This window comes from Aquiflexum sp. (assembly GCF_977115555.1).
This window is the reverse complement of the sequence record NZ_CDSBKL010000319.1, coordinates 1-4,957: the sequence shown is the minus strand read 5'-3', so window position 1 is coordinate 4,957 and position 4,957 is coordinate 1. Positions and strand designations below refer to the sequence as shown.

Genomic DNA, 4,957 nt, shown 5'->3' with positions numbered 1-4,957 from the left:
AGCCAACGGATTAAGCTTGCAGCAATTACTGCAAAGACCAGTGCATCTGCCCATTCGCGTGCTGCAGATTTTTTCTTTTTTACTTCAGTCATTATAGTTTAAAATTTCAGAAAGATAGGAATTCGTCCATTGATAATACACCTTTTTTATTTTTTATCCATTCCGCCACCAAAACCGCACCAAGAGCAAAACCTTTGCGGCTATGTGCTGAATGGGTGATTTCAATATCATCTATTTCAGACTGATACCTCACGATATGGGTTCCAGGTGCGGGATCTATCCGCTTTGAAGTAATGGATAAGGATTGTTCATTTTCGATCAATTCACTTGTAAGTGTCCAGTTTTCAATCCGTGGGATTTCTTTGATTATTCCCTCGGCAAGTGTGATGGCTGTACCACTGGGTGCATCTTTTTTTTCAGTGTGGTGAATCTCTTCTAAGCTTGCTTTGTATTCAGCTTTGTCTTTCATCAAAGATGCCAAAAACCGGTTTACCTTGAAGAAAATATTGACACCAATGCTGTAATTGGAAGCGTAGAAGAAGGCGGTATTGTATTGGATTGTCAACTGTTCGACCATCGGTTTTTTGTCGAGCCAACCGGTAGTGCCCGATACCACGGGTATCCCTCGTTCGATGGCCCAGCTGATGTTTTCAACAGCCGCTTCAGGTGTGCTGAATTCTATGGCTACGTCTATATGCGATACTTCCAACAAATCCAGATCATTCCTGTTGTCAATATTGATTTTTCCTACAATTTGGTGGCCACGGGATTCGGCGAGGTCGCCGATGATTTTCCCCATTTTACCATAACCTAAAAGAAGAATATTCATATTAAATCAAAAGTTAATTTTTAAAGATAGCCCCATAATATTTCCTCCTCCAACTCCGGCACTCAGGGATTCATAACTTGGTTCAAACCTGAATGAGAGGTCATCACTGACGTCAAATGCAGATAAATGCGCATCTACATTGGCATCGATGATATTCAGTGCATAAATACCAATAAACAAGAAGTAATTCAAATCCCGGTTCCGTTTCCAATAGTTGACATTCCTGACCAATCCGTCACGATTTAAGCTTGGAAAGGGCTGCTCCGGATCTTTTGGATCCGCATCAAATATTGCGAGAGCCTCTTTGAATAACTCATACCTTCGGTTATTGAATTCTATGAAATATATGTTTGCAGCAAATCCGGCATAAATGATGGGGACTTTCCAGGGCTTTCCGTTATATACCTGCCCTGCACCTGGTAGGATGGCAGAAAGGATTGTTGCGGTTTTTGGGTTTTTGATGGCAGGATCCGTGTAATCAATTTTGACTGTGTCGGCTCCGGAAATTCTTGTTTGGGCTGATATGTCACAAATAGGCAATAAAACAAAAACAGCAATGATAATGAGGCTTATCATTGCTTTGTTTTTTTCACTCAAAAGCCAGTTTGTGGTATCCTTTTTCAAGACTCAGATTATCTCCAAAATTTCAAGGATTCTGTTCAGGTCTTCGGAAGAATGAAAGGGGATTTTGATTTCTCCTTTGTTTTTGGCATCCGACTTTAGGTTTACCTTGGTGCCAAAATGGCTCGCAAGCCTTTGTTGGAGCTTGCTGATTTCATATTTCCTGACAGGATCCAATGGCGACTCTTTTTTACCTTCCTTTTCTTCCCCGGCCCCGTTGATGGATTTCACCAAAGCTTCCACCTGACGGACGCTAAGCTCTTCCTGAATGGCTTTTTTGAAGATAGCTAGTTGTTTGTCAATACTTTCGACATTGATCAAAGCCCTTGCATGTCCCATGGAGATTTTGTTGTCTCTGAGTCCGGCCTGTATATCAGGTGGCAACTTAAGCAACCTCAGGTAATTGTTGACAGTGGTTCTGTTTTTACCGACCCGCTCACCGAGTTCTTCCTGTTTCAGGTTACACTCTGCCAGAAGCCTTTGGTAAGAGTGTGCAATTTCCAGAGAGTTGAGGTTTTCTCTTTGGATATTTTCTATCAAGGCCATTTCCAGCATTTGCTGGTCATTGGCTGTTCTGATGTAGGCAGGGATTTTTTTTAGTCCTGCGATTTTCGAAGCTTGAAATCTCCTTTCACCCGAAATCAGCTGGTATTCGTTTTCATCCAGTTTCCTGACAGTAATCGGCTGGATGATGCCTTGTGTCAAAATAGAATCGGCAAGTTCCTGCAGGGCATCTTTATCAAAGTAAGTCCTTGGCTGATATGGATTGACCTGAATTTCATCCAGAGAAATTTCAAAAATTCCAGCGGTTGGATATGTAGGTATGAGGGATTCACTTTTGTTTTTTTGAGGAGAATCCTGCAGCAAAGCTCCCAATCCTTTTCCCAGCGCGCTTTTCTTTGGTGTAGGTTTTTTATCAGTCATAGTATTTTTTGGGTCAGTTTACTTTTTCCTTGCCGTTTTTAACTGCTATTTCGTGGGCAAGGTTGAGGTAAGCCACGGCACCTTTACCTTCTGCGTCAAAGGCAATCACAGGCAGACCGAAGCTTGGGGATTCACTCAGGCGTACGTTTCTTGGGATGATGGTATCAAAAACCAAGTTCTTAAAATGCATCCTTACTTCTTCTACCACCTGATTGGAAAGTCGCAACCTGACATCATACATGGTCAGGAGGATTCCTTCGATTTCAAGATCGGGGTTGAGTCTGGTCTGAATGATTTTGATGGTGTTGAGCAATTTGCCCAGACCTTCCAAAGCGAAATATTCACACTGAACAGGGATAATCACTGAGTTGGCTGCTGTAAGCGCATTGATCGTGATCAATCCCAAAGATGGAGAACAGTCGATGATCACAAAGTCATATTTGTCTTTGACAAGATGTATGACAGATTTCATCTTTTCCTCCCTGTTTTCGAGGTTGATCATCTCTACCTCGGCGCCGACCAGGTCTATGTGGGAGGGAACGAGTTCAAGATTTTCTATTTCTGTTTTGAGGATGATGGTGTGGATGTCTATGCCGTCCACCATGCATTCATAAATACTCGTGTCTATTTCTTTTGGATCGTGACCAAGACCTGAAGTGGTGTTTGCCTGTGGATCCGCATCAATGACCAAAGTCTTAAATTCCAAAACTGCGAGACTTGCTGCCAAGTTCATGGCAGTAGTTGTTTTTCCTACGCCTCCTTTTTGGTTAGCAATTGCGATAACTTTTCCCATAAATATTTCAGAGGGTAATACTGTCACCAATATTAAGCAAAATCAATTCTTTTCCTGCTTCTGAAACCGCTTTTTTTGCAGCTTCCAAATCTATTTCAATGTAAGGGAAGGTATTGTAATGCATCCCTATAATTTTTTTTGTACCTACAAAATCCGCGGCTTTGATGGCATCATGAATATCCATGGTGAAATTGTCCCCAATGGGCAAGATGGCAAAATCTACTTTGAATTCCTCTCCGATCAGCTTCATGTCGTAGGTCAATGCTGTATCACCTGCATAATAAAAGCATCCTTCCTTAGATTTGATCACAAATCCACCCGGATTACCTCCCGATGCACCATCCGGAAGCGTGCTGCTGTGGATAGCATTTACGTATTTTACCTTTCCAAACTCAAACTCTTTACTTCCGCCGATATTCATGGGATGGTATTTTTCGACACCCTTTTGTGCAAACCATACTGCGATTTCATAATTGGAAACCAAAATGGCATTGTTGGCTTTGGTAATGGATTCTGCATCTGCTACATGGTCTTCATGTCCATGACTGAGGAGTATATAATCTGCTTCAATTGATCCCACATCTATTTTGGAAGCTTTGGGATTGGGGCTGATAAAAGGGTCAAAAAGGATTTTGGTTTCGTTGATTTCTATAAGATAGGACGAATGTCCAAAATAGGTCAGTTTGATCATGGTTGCGAGAATGATTTTAATTGCTCTATTTACAAATATATCATTTAAATTTTTGCTTGAAATGAATTGTTATCCACAGACCTTACTTGAAAATGTTAATAGTCTGAGATTTAACGGCCAAGGGTTAAAAAGAAAAAAGGCCTTTTCAGGCCTTTTTCATTATTTGGATTTCTTATTTGCATCAGCTGCTTTCATCGCATCTTCAAGTTTTTGCTGGAATTTTGACTTTTTCTTGTCCACATTTTTCACTTTATTCTGCTCAATTTTTTCTCTGATTTTAGCATCATCCACAAACAATTTGATCAGAGCCTGTTGTCCGAAAGTTACCATGTTGGAAACAAAATAATAGAAACTTAATGCTGCCGGAAAGGAGTTCAATACAAACATAAACACCACCGGCATGATATATCCCAGATTTTTCATCGGTCCGGTCTGTGCAGTAAGTTGGTTGTTGAAGTGTGTATAGGCAATTTGCGACACGGTCATCAATATGGTGAACAAACTCACATGTGATCCATAAAAAGGAATGGTGAATGGCAATTTCAAAATAGAATCATAAGTCGAAAGGTCATGTGCCCAAAGGAATGACTGTTGCCGGAGTTCGATAGCATTTGGGAAGAAGAAGAACATCGCAAACAGAAATGGCATCTGGAATACCAAAGGCAGACAGCCCGAAATCGGACTTACACCCAACTGCCCAAAGAGCTTCATCTGTTCCTGCTGCATCTTGGTAGGATCGTCGGGATATTTTGCCTTCAGTTCATCGATTTCAGGTTTGATCACCCTCATTTTTGCCATTCCTATATATGACTTGTAAGTCAAAGGAGTCAGGGCAATTTTGATGATCAATACGATAATGATGATAATGATCCCGTAATTGGAGAAGTATTTTTCAAGGAATTGAAAAAGGTTTACAATGATGTATTTGTTGACCCAGCTGACAAAGAAATATCCCATGTCAACATTGTTCTCAAATCCTGGAGTGATCTTTTTTAAAGTATTGTACCTGTTTGGTCCAAAATAATAGCTCAGGTTTGTTTTGTTTTCTACCAATGGTAACACCAAGCCGATTTGTACATTTTTGATGGATAAGGTGTCA

General features: G+C 40.8%; 6 protein-coding genes. All 6 read right to left on the bottom strand.

What is annotated here, in order from left to right:
• Positions 1 to 106: 106 nt before the first annotated feature.
• A complete protein-coding gene (gene dapB, locus ACZFYI_RS15725; protein WP_462525080.1) occupies positions 107 to 829 on the bottom strand; it encodes a 4-hydroxy-tetrahydrodipicolinate reductase in 723 nt (240 codons plus the stop codon).
• A 6-nt stretch (positions 830 to 835) separates the two neighbouring features.
• A complete protein-coding gene (locus ACZFYI_RS15720; RefSeq protein ID WP_462525079.1) occupies positions 836 to 1,405 on the bottom strand; it encodes a DUF5683 domain-containing protein in 570 nt (189 codons plus the stop codon).
• A gap of 51 nt (positions 1,406 to 1,456) precedes the next feature.
• The gene (locus ACZFYI_RS15715) at positions 1,457 to 2,374 is read right to left on the bottom strand and encodes a ParB/RepB/Spo0J family partition protein (protein WP_462525078.1); all 918 of its coding nucleotides are present in this window, start codon (positions 2,372 to 2,374) and stop codon (positions 1,457 to 1,459) included.
• Between the two features lie 13 nt (positions 2,375 to 2,387).
• Entirely contained in the window at positions 2,388 to 3,167 is a 780-nt protein-coding gene (locus ACZFYI_RS15710; RefSeq protein WP_249722187.1) for a ParA family protein, read from the bottom strand.
• Positions 3,168 to 3,174: 7 nt separating this feature from the next.
• Positions 3,175 to 3,858 carry a metal-dependent hydrolase gene (locus tag ACZFYI_RS15705; RefSeq protein ID WP_462525077.1) on the bottom strand — a complete coding sequence of 228 codons (684 nt, stop codon included), beginning with the start codon at positions 3,856 to 3,858 and terminating at the stop codon, positions 3,175 to 3,177.
• Between the two features lie 159 nt (positions 3,859 to 4,017).
• The coding region (gene yidC / locus ACZFYI_RS15700) for a membrane protein insertase YidC (RefSeq protein WP_462525076.1) at positions 4,018 to 4,957 on the bottom strand (940 nt) is incomplete at its 5' end.